Origin of the sequence: Janthinobacterium sp. SUN118 (assembly GCF_030397695.1) — a bacterium.
Taxonomy (GTDB): Bacteria; Pseudomonadota; Gammaproteobacteria; order Burkholderiales; family Burkholderiaceae_D; genus Janthinobacterium.
The window spans coordinates 201,541-215,477 of the sequence record NZ_JAPUBV010000005.1 but is presented as its reverse complement, the minus strand read 5'-3'; the positions used below and the strand labels follow the sequence as shown (position 1 = coordinate 215,477).

General features: G+C 62.8%; 17 protein-coding genes. 8 read left to right on the top strand and 9 right to left on the bottom strand.

All coding sequences use genetic code 11. The annotated features are described in order from the left end of the window. Window positions 1-164 precede the first annotated feature (164 nt). On the bottom strand, window positions 165-530 hold the full coding sequence (locus O0880_RS24960) for a hypothetical protein (protein ID WP_289889256.1): 366 nt from the start codon (window positions 528-530) through the stop codon (window positions 165-167). 369 nt (window positions 531-899) lie between these two features. Between O0880_RS24960 and O0880_RS24955 the strand changes: the two genes are divergently transcribed. The 5 genes from O0880_RS24955 to O0880_RS24935 all read left to right on the top strand — a co-directional run bounded on the left by O0880_RS24955 (window position 900) and on the right by O0880_RS24935 (window position 3,549). Beyond that, window positions 900-1,361, top strand: a complete 462-nt coding sequence (locus O0880_RS24955; RefSeq protein ID WP_289889255.1) for a GNAT family N-acetyltransferase — start codon at window positions 900-902, stop codon at window positions 1,359-1,361. A gap of 241 nt (window positions 1,362-1,602) precedes the next feature. Further along, window positions 1,603-2,037 (top strand): GNAT family N-acetyltransferase, encoded by a 435-nt coding sequence (locus O0880_RS24950; RefSeq protein WP_289889254.1) that lies wholly within the window; start codon window positions 1,603-1,605, stop codon window positions 2,035-2,037. 141 nt (window positions 2,038-2,178) lie between these two features. Beyond that, a complete protein-coding gene (locus O0880_RS24945; protein ID WP_232250939.1) occupies window positions 2,179-2,637 on the top strand; it encodes a hypothetical protein in 459 nt (152 codons plus the stop codon). 142 nt (window positions 2,638-2,779) lie between these two features. Next, on the top strand, window positions 2,780-2,983 hold the full coding sequence (locus O0880_RS24940) for a DUF3079 domain-containing protein (RefSeq protein WP_289889362.1): 204 nt from the start codon (window positions 2,780-2,782) through the stop codon (window positions 2,981-2,983). Between the two features lie 71 nt (window positions 2,984-3,054). Continuing rightward, on the top strand, window positions 3,055-3,549 hold the full coding sequence (locus O0880_RS24935) for a prolyl-tRNA synthetase associated domain-containing protein (RefSeq protein ID WP_289889252.1): 495 nt from the start codon (window positions 3,055-3,057) through the stop codon (window positions 3,547-3,549). Window positions 3,550-3,559: 10 nt separating this feature from the next. On the opposite strand, the gene O0880_RS24930 is transcribed toward O0880_RS24935, so the two are convergent. Further along, the gene (locus O0880_RS24930) at window positions 3,560-4,705 is read right to left on the bottom strand and encodes an MFS transporter (protein WP_198043991.1); all 1,146 of its coding nucleotides are present in this window, start codon (window positions 4,703-4,705) and stop codon (window positions 3,560-3,562) included. A gap of 248 nt (window positions 4,706-4,953) precedes the next feature. Between O0880_RS24930 and O0880_RS24925 the strand changes: the two genes are divergently transcribed. Then, on the top strand, window positions 4,954-5,571 hold the full coding sequence (locus O0880_RS24925) for a TetR/AcrR family transcriptional regulator (protein WP_289889250.1): 618 nt from the start codon (window positions 4,954-4,956) through the stop codon (window positions 5,569-5,571). Between the two features lie 3 nt (window positions 5,572-5,574). On the opposite strand, the gene O0880_RS24920 is transcribed toward O0880_RS24925, so the two are convergent. Both O0880_RS24920 and O0880_RS24915 read right to left on the bottom strand, forming a co-directional pair. After that, entirely contained in the window at window positions 5,575-6,045 is a 471-nt protein-coding gene (locus O0880_RS24920) for a GNAT family N-acetyltransferase (RefSeq protein ID WP_289889249.1), read from the bottom strand. A gap of 34 nt (window positions 6,046-6,079) precedes the next feature. Further along, window positions 6,080-6,739 (bottom strand): hypothetical protein, encoded by a 660-nt coding sequence (locus tag O0880_RS24915; RefSeq protein ID WP_289889248.1) that lies wholly within the window; start codon window positions 6,737-6,739, stop codon window positions 6,080-6,082. Window positions 6,740-6,903: 164 nt separating this feature from the next. On the opposite strand from O0880_RS24915, the gene O0880_RS24910 reads away from it, so the two are divergent. Further along, on the top strand, window positions 6,904-7,560 hold the full coding sequence (locus O0880_RS24910; protein ID WP_289889246.1) for a tetratricopeptide repeat protein: 657 nt from the start codon (window positions 6,904-6,906) through the stop codon (window positions 7,558-7,560). After that, window positions 7,529-8,479, top strand: a complete 951-nt coding sequence (locus tag O0880_RS24905) for a hypothetical protein (protein ID WP_289889245.1) — start codon at window positions 7,529-7,531, stop codon at window positions 8,477-8,479. The genes O0880_RS24910 and O0880_RS24905 overlap by 32 nt, the downstream gene beginning before the upstream one ends. A 19-nt stretch (window positions 8,480-8,498) precedes the next feature. Here O0880_RS24905 and O0880_RS24900 read toward each other — a convergent pair whose 3' ends face one another. The 5 genes from O0880_RS24900 to O0880_RS24880 form a co-directional block, all read right to left on the bottom strand. After that, window positions 8,499-9,470 (bottom strand): ribonuclease Z, encoded by a 972-nt coding sequence (locus O0880_RS24900; RefSeq protein ID WP_289889244.1) that lies wholly within the window; start codon window positions 9,468-9,470, stop codon window positions 8,499-8,501. 59 nt (window positions 9,471-9,529) lie between these two features. After that, complete coding sequence (locus O0880_RS24895) at window positions 9,530-11,023, bottom strand: amidohydrolase family protein (protein ID WP_289889243.1); 1,494 nt, start codon at window positions 11,021-11,023, stop codon at window positions 9,530-9,532. A 138-nt stretch (window positions 11,024-11,161) separates the two neighbouring features. After that, on the bottom strand, window positions 11,162-12,007 hold the full coding sequence (gene fdhD / locus O0880_RS24890) for a formate dehydrogenase accessory sulfurtransferase FdhD (RefSeq protein ID WP_289889242.1): 846 nt from the start codon (window positions 12,005-12,007) through the stop codon (window positions 11,162-11,164). Window positions 12,008-12,019: 12 nt separating this feature from the next. Beyond that, window positions 12,020-12,940 carry a bestrophin family ion channel gene (locus O0880_RS24885; protein ID WP_289889241.1) on the bottom strand — a complete coding sequence of 307 codons (921 nt, stop codon included), beginning with the start codon at window positions 12,938-12,940 and terminating at the stop codon, window positions 12,020-12,022. 13 nt (window positions 12,941-12,953) lie between these two features. Further along, window positions 12,954-13,934, bottom strand: a complete 981-nt coding sequence (locus O0880_RS24880) for a cytochrome d ubiquinol oxidase subunit II (RefSeq protein WP_289889240.1) — start codon at window positions 13,932-13,934, stop codon at window positions 12,954-12,956. Window positions 13,935-13,937 lie beyond the last annotated feature (3 nt).

Below are 13,937 nucleotides of genomic sequence, written 5' to 3'. Positions count from 1 at the left end.
CCAGCAAAAAGCCTGCAGGCTGCAGCTGCTCCGCTTTGCGCGACAACCAGGCGCAAGTGGCTTGGCGTTTCTTGTCTTGCATCGCCATTCGACAGGGCACCGACGGCCAGTATCGGATGAGGAAGCGTGGAAATCGCGTGCGCTCGATCATGGCCGCGATGCCATCATGTATGCGCGAGCGGTCCCTTGACGATTGGCACGAATACTTCCCATTTATCTAGCGGCGCGGGCTTGACGGTCCTGGAACAGATCACGGCAACATGAGCTCCGGACAGGCCATGGCTCTTCGGAACCCATTTCACACGTAAAGGTAGCGCGCATTTGGCAACCAGAATTTTCCGGTTCGGCTCCAGAGCCTGCCACCCTGTTCCATTTTTGAGATTTTCTGCTGCAATAAATTTCACAGCAGCATCCCTGATCTCAAACAAGCCATGTATGTCACCTCGCGTCCGATCCTCGTGTAGCGTGCTCGCTAATGCCGATGAGATACCGGCAACAAGAAAAAGGGAGGCAATAAGGGAGGGGTACACGCGTTTATTCCATCGTAACGGTAGCAACATATTTGCCATCCTTGCCAAGTCTATTCCATCTCAGATGGAAATATGGCGGGTTCCACATTTCCAGTTCGTACATTCTCACACAGCCTGCCGACAGCTTGATCGTTTGCTGGCAGGATTATCGCTCCCCATCTGACTTTCCCGCCATACGCTTGCGCACGCCGCGAGGGCGGAACTGTCCCGGCTGCGCCAATCCCGTCTACGGCCAGCAATCCCGAGTCCATCGCCCTTGCTCTTCACTGGTGATGAAGTACTTTTCGTGGCACGATAATGAGGGCGCTACGTGCTCTAATGGCGTTGAGCCCCAGTTCATCCCATGCTCCTTAAACTGACAAGACGGCCATGACCTTCACCTTCCACGCGCTCTCCGATATTCCCGGCGAAGAATGGCGCGCGCTATTAAACCACCGGGATGTCATCCGCCACATGCCGCTCGCTAGCGACAGCTGGACGGAGCACGCTGTGATGGAATGGGCGAAAGGCAAGGATGCGCAGTGGCACGCGAATGGCTATGGGCCGTGGTCGATCCGGATTGATGGCGCTTTTGCTGGCTGGGGCGGCTTCCAGAAGGAAGAGGGCGAAGCTGATCTCGCACTCGTATTGCTCCCTCGATTCTGGGGACATGGCCCCGCGCTGGTGCGCCATTTCATGCATCGCCGGAAAGAGCTGGGCATTGGCCCGGTCAGTATCCTGTTGCCGCCCAGCCGCACTCGCAGGCGTGGACTTGCAAGAATCGGCTTCGCATTCGATGGCGAGTTGGAGTATGAAGGCCAGCGCTTCCTGAAGTTCCTGGCGGTTGAATGAGCGTCAGATGCATGGCGGTTACAGGCCTGCTACTCGGATATAAATTGAAGTAAAAACAGCTTGTTGGTATCGAAAGATGCGGAACTCTCGCGCATGTCGCATGCATCCACATGCTGAGAGCGCCGCTGCTTATACTATCGCATCGGGGGATATTCCCTTATCCTCGTAACTACTATGAATATGCGGAAACGAGCAATGTCCGGAGAAATCCCCTGCGCTCAGATCCTCGACGCAAAATGCCATGCGTGCGGCCTTCACCTTTGAACCAATGAAAAATATCACTGTCGAATATCGTCATAACTTTCCTCTTGATCCCGTGGATGTCGTCCGGGTCTTCGATCAATCTGGAATCAAGCGGCCGACCGACAATCTCCCGAGAATTGCGCGCATGTTCGCCGCGCCTTGCCTCTTGCTGTCGGCATGGGTAAATAATGAGCTGGTAGGGTTGTCTCGCTCGCTGACCGACTATGCGTATTGCTGCTATCTCTCGGACCTGGCCGTCAACAGGCAATACCAGGGTTTGGGCATAGGCAAGGAGCTGGTCAAACGCACCCAGGCAATCATCGGCGACGAAGTATCCTTGATACTGCTTGCCGCCCCCGATGCCATGTCCTACTATCCGACGCTCGATTTTGAACTGGCTGGCAATGCCTACGTCGTCAGGCGCAAGCGTTGAGAGGAAGGGATGTGCACGCGATCCCGGCCTTGAAAATCCGGGTGGAATACGATGAGGATGCGGGGCGCAGGCGGCGCCTTCAAACCCGGCATCGTCGTCGCATACGCTATGCTGACCGCTTTCAAGAGATCCTGCACCTTCATGCAAACTGTCTATACCCTCACCGATGCGCTGGCAAAAGACCCGACCCGCATCGCCAAGACCCAAGCCCTCACCCTCGACCCTGGCAAACCCCGTTTCGGCCTGAAAGGCAGCCATGGCCTGTTCGCCTCCGACGCATGGTGGGAAAGCATTCGCACCGGGCGCATCCAGACGCAAACGGTGACGGGCATCATCGAACGAAGCTACTTCGCGGGCCAGGACAGCCGCCGCGGCGATGAAGTCAACAGCATTACCTTGCGCCTCGACGATGGCTCGACGGTCGAGGAAAGCATCTACACGAACCACAAGCGGGATAGCAAGCTGTTCATCGCCGGCGCCACGGTGGCGATTCGCTACGTGCTGGACGAGTTGAAGGCGCAGCCGGCTGCCGATGGCGGCATTCACTATGCGCGAACCGTGCTGGACGTGGCCATTTCCGGCAGCCGGGGCAGGGAGTGAGATCGGTCGCCATACCATTTGCATGCCACCGATTTGCCTGGAATTGATCCCGGAAAAATTCTCCATCGAAATTCGTTTGACCGCCCCCGGCGCCCGGCCTACAGTTGTCGAGATACTTTCATCGACCTCGTCGCCCCTCCCCATGGCCAAACCGTTTCCCCTGCATCCGAAGAACCCCGAGCGCATCTGCTGGGGTTGCGACAAGTATTGCCCGCCGGACACCATGCGCTGCGGGAATGGTTCCGAGCGCACGCAGCATCCGGTCGAGCTGTTTGGCGAAGGCTGGAATGACTGGGGGCTGGCGGCGGCCGACAAGGAGGAAGCGGAGATCAAGCCAGAACGGTGATGGCAGGCGAACGGTGCAGCGACCCGCTACAATCGTCCATCGCGCACTTGTTCGAGTTGATTGAAATGGCAATGCAAGAATTCCTGTCCCGCTGGCTGGCAAGCAGCGCCGGCGACTATCGAATCGTCGAGCATCCGGCCGTGCATACGATAGACGAAGCGCTCATCCATGTGCCGGCCATGCCCGGCCTGATGGTGAAGAACCTGTTCGTGCGCGACGACAAGGGCCGCCGGCATTTTCTCGTCATCGTGCCCTTCGACAAGTGCATCGACCTGGCGGTGCTGGGAAAGTTGTTGCCGGCCAGTAAGCTCAGCATGGCTTCGCCCGAGCGCCTGCTGCAGCACCTGGGCATCGCGCCCGGTGCCGTCAGCCTGTTCGCATTGCTGCACGATAACGCGCATGCGGTGGAGCTGGTGCTCGACCAGGCCGTGTGGGATGCCGCATACATGCAAGCCCATCCGCTGCGTAACACGGCCACGGTGGCGCTGTCGCATGCCGCCCTGCGCCGTTTCCTCGCGCATACGGGACATCTCCCCCGCATCGTGACGGTGCCGGCGACTAATTAAAGGCGCCGCCTCAATGCCCGGCCACGGGCGCGCCGCCGCTGCGCCGCCCCGGTCGGAAGCCGTGCGCGCGGGCCGACCAGGCGATCAGGAAGGCCAAGGCCAGCAAGCTCGCCATGGCCCAGGGAAAGGCGCTCGCCCCCCACGTTTCCAGCAAGGCGCCACCGACGACGCCGGCCGCCGCGATGGCGCCATTCCACGCCACCACGTTCATCGACAGCGCCACGTCGGCGCCGCTGCCAGCCGTATCGGCCAGCGCCGTTTGCAGCAGGGTGGCCGCGCCGCCAAAGCTCAGGCCCCAGACGGTCATGCCGACATAGATGACGGCAGGCAAGTGCGACGCGACACCCAGCACGAGGGCTGTCGCGGCAAAGGTGGCCAGGCTGGCCAGCACGGTGGCGCGCAGGTGGCGCTCGACCAGCTTGCCCGTGATCCAGATGCCGGCCATGGCCGCGGCGCCGAAGACGAGCAGCACCAGGTCGATGCGCGCCGTCAATCCGGCTGGCGCCACGAACGGAGCGATATAGGTGTAGAGAATGTTGTGCGCGAGCATCCAGGCGATGACGACGGCCAGCACGGGGCGCACGCCCGGCGTCGTGAAGACGCGGCGCAAGGGCATGCGTTCATGCGCGGACTGGCCCGGATAGTCCGGTACCTTCGCCAGCACCCAGGCGATCAGGGCCAGGGTCAGCGCGGAAATGATCCAGAATGCGGCGCGCCAGCCGACGAGCGAGCCGAGCAGGGTGCCCAGCGGCACGCCCAGCGAGAGGGCGACGGGTGCGCCCACCATGGCCAGCGCCAGGGCGCGGCCTTGCTGCTGCGGCGCCACCATGCGCCGCGCGTAGCCCGCCAGCAAGCTCCAGGCCAGCCCGGCCGCCATGCCGGCAAAGAAGCGCGCCGCCAGTGTCAGCCAGTAGTGCGACGACAGCGCCGTGACGGTATTGAACACGAGAAAGCCGATGATGGTCAGCAGCAGCACGTTGCGGCGGCGCCAGCCGCGCGTGGCGATGGTCAGGGGAATGGCCGCCAGCAGCGAGCCGAGCGCGTAGGCGGTGACCATCTGCCCGGCCAGCGCGGCACTGATGTCCAGCCCGGCGCTGATGTGCGGTAACAGGCCGGCGGGCAAGGTTTCCGTGACGATGCAGATAAAACCCGTCATGGCCAGGGCCAGCAGGCCCGAGACGGGAAGGCGGTCGGCCGGCGCATGGCTGGCTCCGGCGGTGAGAGTGGCGTGATTCAAGGCAAATATCCTTAGAGATTTTACGAGGCGGCCGGGCGCAGGCATGCCCATGACCGTGATGGCGGTACATATGTATCGTTCGGTACAAATATAGGCGAAGCGGGGACGCGTTGTCAACGACTTCTGTATCGAGTAGTATGTATGTGGCTAAGGAAAAGGAGTGGGGAATGGCGCAAATGGGACGGCCGCGCACGTTTGACCGGCAGCAGGCGATCGAACAGGCGATGTTTTTATTCTGGCAGCAGGGCTACGAATCGACTTCCTTGAGCCAGCTCAAGGCGGGTCTGGGCGGCGGCATTTCCGCGCCCAGCTTTTATGCGGCGTTCGGCTCGAAGGAAGCGCTGTTCCGCGAGGCGGCGCAGTGCTACCTGGACACGTACGCGCGCGTGACGGAATGTTTGTGGGACGATGGCTTGGCGCCACGGCAGGCGGTCGAGCTGGCCTTGCGCCAGTCGGCAAGCATGCAGTCGGAGCCGGGGCATCCGCCCGGCTGCATGGTGGCGCTCGGCTGCATGAGCGCGCCGACGGCCGAGCATGCGGCCGTGGCCGCGCCGCTTACGCAGTCGCGCGCGCGCACGCGCGCCGGTTTCGTGCGCTGCGTCGGGCGCGCTATCGCCTGCGGCGAATTGCCGGCGGAGATGGACGCGGCCTCGTTCGCGGCCGTCTTCGATGCTTTCCTGTCGGGCCTGTCCATCCAGGCGCGCGACGGCATCGGCTACCCCGTGTTCGATGTGGCGATCAGCCAGCTGATGCGGCTGTGGGATGCCAACCGCGTACCTGGCTAGACGCTAGGCGGCAAAGCGGAATTCCAGCACGTCGTCGCCATACTTGTCCGTTTCCCCCGTCGCCTTCCAGCCCAGGTAGCGGTAAAAGCCATACGAGCGCGAGGATGGATCGTTGGAGCAGCCGAGGAACAGCCGTGCGTGGCCTTGCGCGCGCAGCTCCGCCATGACCCGTGCCAGCAAGGTCTTGCCTATTCCCAGGCCCTCGCAGTCCGGCAGCAGCGCCAGGACGACGATTTCGCCCGTGTCGCGGTCGCCAAAGCAATAACCGGCCAGCTGGCCGTCGCGATGGCAGACGTGGCCGGGCAAGTTCCCCGAGCGCATCATCTCCGCCCAGGAGTCGGCCGTAATGCCCACTTCCGCCAGGCGTTCCTGGGAAACGGCGTTTTGCCGGGTCTTGCCGCGCAATTCGATGAACGCGGCTGCGTCGTCCGCATTGGCGGCATGAAAGGTAATGGATGTTCGATGTGTCGTCATGTCTGGTTTAATTGTTGATGATGGTCCGGTAAAATCATTCCCCGGATTTCCGCATGGTCTGCGCATGGTTTCGCCAGTCATACAAGGTATTGTTTTCACTTCCCCGTCGATCTGGCTTGCCGGTATCGATGATTTCATCCTTGATGAGTGCCAGGTCATTGTTTTCATTCAAGCGATATTCCCGATAGCGTTCGCAATCCTGTTCGCGCCGGGCGATGGTCGTTAATATATTTGCCCGCCACGCATACCTGTCTTCATAAAAGCATTGCGCCGCGCAGCCGCAATTGCCAATGCCGCCTTCAATTTGCCGTGCGGGTATGCTGATTTCCAGATTCGGTATGGCCGATAATGGTTTGTCGAAGCGGTATTTCCCCGCTTTCGTATCCCATAGCCACACATCGGAGCAGCGTATGCGCCCCTGGCTATCCGTGTAGCCAGTGACCCACAGGTCGGCATTGCCGTCAAAATTCATATCCAGTAGCAAGGCCTGCAAATTGCCCATGCCGCCGCTGCTGCAACTGCCCTTTATCCACGCGCCTTGGATATTGACGCGATAACGCTGCACTTCATCGTGGTCCGCATAACGAATCTGCACGCTTTGACGCACCTTGCCCGTCGCGGCTTTCTCCAGATGCAGCGTTCCGCAGTAAGCCGACGTGGCAATCAAGGATAAAAGCAGGGCGATCAGTTTCATGGACAGGATTCATGGCAGGGTGATTCGATAAAACGCCGGATTGCATCGGGCGGTGAAAGATCATACTGCATGATTCCGGCCCGGCGCCACACCATACCCTATCGTGCATTCCGCTGCCACGCTGCTGTGTACAATGCCCGACATTCCCCATTCCAGGAGTCTTTATGACCGTCTCTGCTGCATCCTTTAATGAAGCGGGCATCCTCGCTTATAACGATGGCAATCATGCGGAAGCGTTCCGCCAATTCGACGCCGCGGCAAAAACCGGCGATCCAGCCGGCCAGCATCTGCTGGCCAGCCTGTATTACCAGGGCCATGGCGTGGAACAGGACCTGGGGAAAGCCGTGGAACTGTTCACGGCTGCCGCGCAGGCGGGCTTTCCGCCATCGCTGGCCAACCTGGCCCTGATGTATGCGAGCGGCGATGGCGTGCCGCAAGACATGGCGCAGTCGCTCGCGTATGGACGCCAGGCGGCGGAGGCGGGCGATGGCCAGTCGCAATTCAACCTGGCGCAGGCATACCGCAAGGGCGTCGACGTGCCACAAGACTATGCCGAGGCGGCCTTCTGGTACAAGCAGGCGGCCGAGGCCGGTTCACTGTCGGCGCAGAATGAATATGGCTTGCTGTATGCGCAAGGACAGGGCGTGGAACTCGACTATGTGCAGGCGTACGCGTGGATCGCCATGCCGGCCGAGGCGGGCAGCGCGCAATCGATCAAGAACCGCGACCAGTTACTGGAAATACTCACGCCATCGCAGCAGCACGCGGCGCGCGCGCTGGCCGCCGACTATGCGGCGCAATACGGCACCGATCCGCATTAATTCATTATTGCCGCAAGGTTATTCAATTCCCCGGAAACCCACTTATTATCCAATAAATATTTCCTTTGAGAAATTTTTAGAATTACAATATAGGAATTGCCTGGTCACGAACAACAAGCCGGCAAGGCCGGCTTCGCGCATTGCTACCGTGCCGCTTACTATATATAAGATGGATCATATGACTGTGCTGAAGAAAGCGGGCGGTTTCCGGCTCTCGATATTAATGCTGCTGGTTTTTCCCTATGCCTTGCTGTATTACGCGGCGGGCAAGGAAGACCGGCTGCCATTGGCCGCCATTACGGCCGTTGCAACCTGTCTGCTATCGCTGGTGGCGCATTTGTACCGGAATCGGGTCGCCATCCTGGAAGGCATCGCGGGATCATTGCTGCTGATCGGGATATTGATGCTGTGCGCTTTCATTCCCGTCGTCGGCTGGATCGCCGACGTCTTGCTGATATTGTATGCATTGACCAGCGTATTGGCGGCATTGCAGGTATTGCTGCCCATCGCATTCAAGGCGGCCTTGATACTCGTCGTGTTTATCGCCGCGCTGGCGCCGGAAATCCACCATCCCCTGTATAGCCCGCTCGCATATGGCGTGTTCTGTCTTTTTCTGACGGCGTGGCTGTCGCGCAAAAGCGATCCATTCAGCGAATTGCTGCTGCTGTTCGCATCGCTGCCCCTGCTGGCCATCGTGATCGCCTCGCTGGGCCGGATGCTCAAATCGGGTTTCTCGGTGAACAAGGTGAGAGTCGGCCAGCATGTGAGCGGCTATACCACGCAGGCGGGCGTGAATGTGGCCGATTACACGCGCATGGTGACAAAAAGCGTGACCACCGCCACGACTTCCGTGAATGCCACGGCGGTGGCCGTCAATGCGGCGGCGGGGAAGGCGGCCGAACGCACGGACGCGGAGTAGTCTCCGTGGCCCGCGCCGCTTATTTGCCGTGCGGCGTATCCAGCTTGCCGAGCACGCCCGCCGCATCGAGTTCATAGCTGTCGAAGTCGCGCGCCAAAAACAGCTGGCCGGAATAATGGAGCCGCGCTTCCGCTTCCAGCTCGGCCATGCCGGCCGGGTTGTGGTAGCGGGCGCTGAAGTGCGTGAGGATCAGGTTCGGCAAGCCGTTCGACTCGGCAAACTGCGCCACGCGCTGCACGGAACTGTGCGTGGGGCCGGGCCCCACTTTCTGCAGCATCGCTTCCGTGTAGGTGGCTTCATGCACGAGCAATTGCGCGCCCGTGCAAGCCTCCGCCAGCAACGCTGGCGTGTCGTTGTCGCCGCCGATCACCACCGTGGCGCGCTGCGTTTCCAGCTGGCGGAACGTTGCCGCCGACACTAGCGTGCCGTCGTCGAGCCGCGCATCGTGGCCCGCCTGCAGCAGGCCCCAGGCCGGACCGGGCGCCACGCCCGCCGCCTGCAGGGCGGCCTTGTCCAGTTTCCATTTGCTCGTTTCCAGCGCAAAACGATAAGCGACGCTGGGTGCGCGGTGCGACAGCGCGTGGCGCTCGATGCGCAAGCCCGCTTCCTGGTGCACGACTGGCGCGCTGTCCACGTCGATGTGGATCAGCGGATACGTCAGGAACAGTTCCGTGTGCAGCAGGGTGGCGTCGATCCACGCCTTGATGGCGGCCGGGGCGATCAGCAGCAGCGGCTTGGTGCGCCCCGTCATCGAGGCGCTGGCCAGCAGGCCCGGCAGCCCATAACTGTGGTCGCCATGCACATGGGTGATGCAGATGCCCACCAGGTCGTGCACGGACAGGGGGATGCGCTGCAGCCGGTGCTGCGTCGCTTCGCCGCAATCGATCATCCACCAGTCGCGGTTGTGCGTCGTTTGCAGGGCCAGCGACGTGACGTTGCGGTAGCGCGTGGGCACGCCGGAAGAGGTGCCGAGAAAGGTCAGTTTGAACATGGGCGCATTATGCGGCAAGCAGCCGTGCTTGCCAACGTACTTGCCGGTGCGCCAGCCCCTCAGCCCGTCAGTGGGGGGCTGAGCCCATCCTTGTAGATGCGTCCGTTTTTCATGATCAGCAGCAGGTTTTCTTCCGGCTGCGCGAGGAAATCGAGGTTTTTCGTCGGATCGCCATCGGCCACCAGCAAGTCGGCCAGGGCGCCCGCGGCCAGACGGCCCAAGGTGCCGGGGTAGGGCGAGCGCTGTCCGGACAGGGCCAGCAATTCGCCATTCTGTCCAGTCGCCTGGGCCAGCAGGGTGAGCGGATCATAAAAGCGCGTGAGCTTGGCCAGCTGGCGCCCCTGTGTGGGCGTGTTTTTCGCGTTGAACAGGATGTCCGTGCCCCAGCCCGTCTTGATGCCGTACTTTTGCGCCAGCGCATACGCCTTCACCGTGCCTTCGGATACGATGCTCTGGCTGGCCTTGCGCGCCGCATCGGGATACACATTCGCGTCCGCGTCTTGCAGGAAGGGCTGCAAGCTCCACCATGTGCCGGTGTCGCGCATCATGCGGGCGGATTCCTCGTCGGCCAGCTGGCCGTGCTCGATGCTGCGCACGCCAGCGCGGATGGCGCGCTGTATGCCTTTCGGCGTGTAGACGTGGGTCATCACGTAGGTGCCCCAGTCGGCGGCCGCTTCCACGCCGGCGCGCAGTTCGCGCTCCGAATACTGCGTGCTGTCGAGCGGGTCGTACATGGACGCGACGCCGCCGCCCGCCATCATCTTGATCTGCGTCGCGCCCAGCATCAGCTGTTCGCGCACGCGGCGCAGCACTTCCGCCTCGCCATCGGCAATCATGGCCATGCCCGCCGTTTCCGCCATGCCCAGCGGCGCATTCGCCGCGCGCGGGATGTCCGAGCGCAGGCGGAAGTCGCCGTGGCCCGAGGTTTGCGAAATCATGGCGCCGGACGGGAAGATGCGCGGGCCGTCGACGATGCCTTCATCGATGGCGCGCTGCAATGCAAACGCGGGGCCGCCCGGATCGCGCACGGCAGTAAAGCCGCGCAGCAGGGTGCGCCGCGCTTCCTGTGCCGCCACCAGGTACAGATAGCCGACATCGGACGTCATGGCCGTCACCTGGTTGATGGCGGCCAGCATGGTGTGCCAGTGGGCGTCGATCAGGCCCGGCATCACCAGCTTGCCCTGGCAATCGATCACTCGCGCGCCCTCGACCTTTTCGCCGGCCGGCAGCAGGGCGGTAATGGTTGGCCCCGTGACCAGCACGTGGATGCCGGAGCGGGGCGCCTTGCCCGTGCCGTCGAACAGGCGCAGATTGGTCAGCAGCAAGGAACGTTCCTGCACTTGCGGCTGCTGGGCGCTGGCATGGCCGGCGGACAGGCCGATGAACGGCGCCAGCATGGCGGCCGCGCCGCCGAGAAATTGCCGGCGCCGCATGTCCGCCATCACCCGCTGGTGCAGGATGGTAAACACGGTGCCGCCGCAGTCGCAGGCGCGCGGTTTCATGCCGCCCGTCTGCCAGGTGTCCGCCAGATGCTGTTGCTGTGCCTGGGCCATCGCGCCATCCTTTCATCGCTGCCGCGCCGTGCGCTGGCACGGGCAAGGTTAATGTGGAAACCATGACCATTGGAAGCGGCTGGCGGCATCAAGTCAAGCGTGCACTTGCTTTACGGCAAAGAATGTAGCATGGGCCACTCAAGGTGCATGCTGGCCGTTATTTTCCCCGTCGCCCGCCGTGTACTCGACAAAGCCGTCGCGGCGGCAAAAGCTGGCCAGCTGCATGCCGGCCTGGCGCGCGATGCGGATGGCCAGCGAGGTGGGCGCCGAGATGGTGGCGACGAGCGGGATATGCATGCGCGCCGACTTGCGCACCAGTTCATAGCTGGCGCGGCTCGACAGGAAAACGAAGCCGTCATGCATGGCGATGCGGTGCAGGGCCAGGTAACCGATCAGCTTGTCCAGGCCGTTATGCCGGCCCACGTCCTCGAACACCTTCACGATGGCGCCCTCGGCCGTGCACCAGGCGGCCGCATGCACGCCGCCCGTCTTGTGCATCAGCTCCTGGCAGGGCAGCAGCTCGCGCGCGGCGCGCCCGATGATGGCGCTGCTGGCGACCAGCGGCGGCAGGGGCCGCGTGATCTTTTCCGGCACCAGGTCCAGCAGGGCCAGGCTTTCGATGCCGCACACGCCGCAGCCGGTGCGCCCGGCCAGCGCGCGGCGGCGTCCCTTGAGCTTGATCAAATCCGGCTGCGCAATGGTCAGCCGCACTTCCGCGCTGTCCTCGCCGCAACACACATCGAGGTCGTAGATGTCGCGCACGCTGCCGACGATGCCTTCGGTCAAGGTAAAGCCGACGGCGAATTCCTCGAGGTCGCGCGGCGTCGCCATCATCACGGCGTGGGCGATGCCGTTGTAGACGAGGGCCACAGGATATTCCTCGGCCACTACGTCGCGGCCGGCCGTGGCCACGCCTCCCTGATGGCGCACGATGGGCACTTCCAGGTAACCGTCGCGCTCGGTGGTGGTGATGTCGCATTCCATACTGTTCTCCCGTTAATCGATCTGATAGCGTGGGCAGGGCCGCAGCGACGGCGGCAGGGCGTCGCCGTTGAGTTCCCGCAAGGAGCGTTCCGTTTCGCGCGTCATGGCGTTGAGGGCCAGGCAGTTGGGCGCCAGGCCGAACGGTTCGGCGATCTGCTGCGCGATGGCTTCCAGCGCAAACAGGGTGTAGGCGACAAAGACGGAAATGAGGGGCGTGGCCACGCCGATGGCGTCCACCAGGCCCAGCGGCAGTAAAAAGCAGTACATGTACACGGTGCGGTGCACCAGCACGCCATACGGATACGGTATCGGCGTGTTCTTGATGCGCTCGCAGCCGGCCACGGTGGCGGCCAGGTCGTTGAGCTGGGTGTCGAGCATCCACAGCAGCTGCGGCTGGCCCGGCTGGCGCTGCACGGCTTCGTGCAGCATGGCGCGCACCGCATGCAGCACGGCGACGGGCTGGTATTGCATGCCTTGCAGCCGCTGCACTTCCTCGGCCGGCAGGTAGCGCGCCAGGTCGTGCTGCGGGTCCGTCTGGCGCAGCTGGTGCTTGAGCGCGTAGACGAAGGCGATCAGCCGGTTCAGCAGCAACTCGTGGTCGAGGCCGCTCGTTTGCCGTGGCAGATACGTGATCGCCTGCGAAGCGAGGGCCCGCGCGGCGATCAGCAATTGCCCCCAGATATGCCGCGCCTCGGCGAAGCGCGCATAGCTGGCGTTGTTGCGAAAGCCGAGGAAGATCGCCAGGCTGATGCCGACCATGGGAAAGGGCGCCGTGTCGAGCGGAATCTTGACGCCGAAGATGCGACCGTCCGTCAGCAGGGCAAGCGAACTGATCACCAGCATCAGCAGCAACTGCGGAATGATGGTTTGCAGCACCGAGCCATCCCAGACGAACAGCATGCGGAACCAGTTGGTGGTGGGCCGGATGATCATGATGTGATATCGCTCAATGCTTGCGGGGCACGACTTTGCCCTCGAAGACGTAGTATTGGAACAGGTTGTAGCCGATCATGATCGGCAGCATGGAACCCATGCCGATCAGCATGAAGATCAGGGTCGGTTCATCGGACGCGGCGGCCGCAATCGTCAGCTTGCCCGGCACCAGGTCGGGGAAGAAGCTGATGGCCAGGCCCGCGAACGAAGACAGGAACAGCACGATGGCGCCGCGGAACGGCCCGCGTACGCCATTCACGTGCACGGCCCACAGGATGTAAATAAAGGCGCTGGCGGCGACGGCGGCCAGCGACAGCAGCACGCCGAACACGCCCGGCTGCGCCCAGCGTTCATGGCCGATGGCGCTGAAGACCATGGTGCCGGCCGACAGCACGATGGCCGCCGCCACCGTGGCCAGCACGCTGGCCGTCGCGTAGCGGCGCGCCGCCGCTTCCAGCTGGCCGCCCGTCTTCTTGATCAGATACGTGCTGCCCAGCAGGCAATTGCCGGCCACCACGCCCGCCGCCGTGCACGCCGTGAAGATGCCGCTCAGCCAGCCCGGCTGCAAGCCCGTGATGACTTCGCCCAGCACCACGCCCTGCGCCACGGCCGCCAGCAGGCTGCCCACGCCAAAGGCGAGGTCCCACAGCCGCTTGTTGCCGGCCGCATGGCGAAATTCGATCGAGGCGCCGCGCAGGATCAGGCTGGCGATCAGCAGCATGATGGGGATGTACAGTGCCTCGAGCAAGGTGGCGTAGGCGCCGGGAAAGGCGCCGAACAGGGCGCCGCCCACCACCACCAGCCAGGTTTCGTTGGCGTCCCACACGTGTTCGATCGACTGGAAGATCAGGTTGCGTTCCTGCTCGCGGCGCGTGAACAGGCTGAGGATGCCCACGCCCAGGTCGAAGCCGTCCGTGACGACGTAAAACACCAGCATCAGGCCGATGAGGCCGAACCAGGCATTGCCCAGCGTGGCTTGAGAATTCATATCCATTAC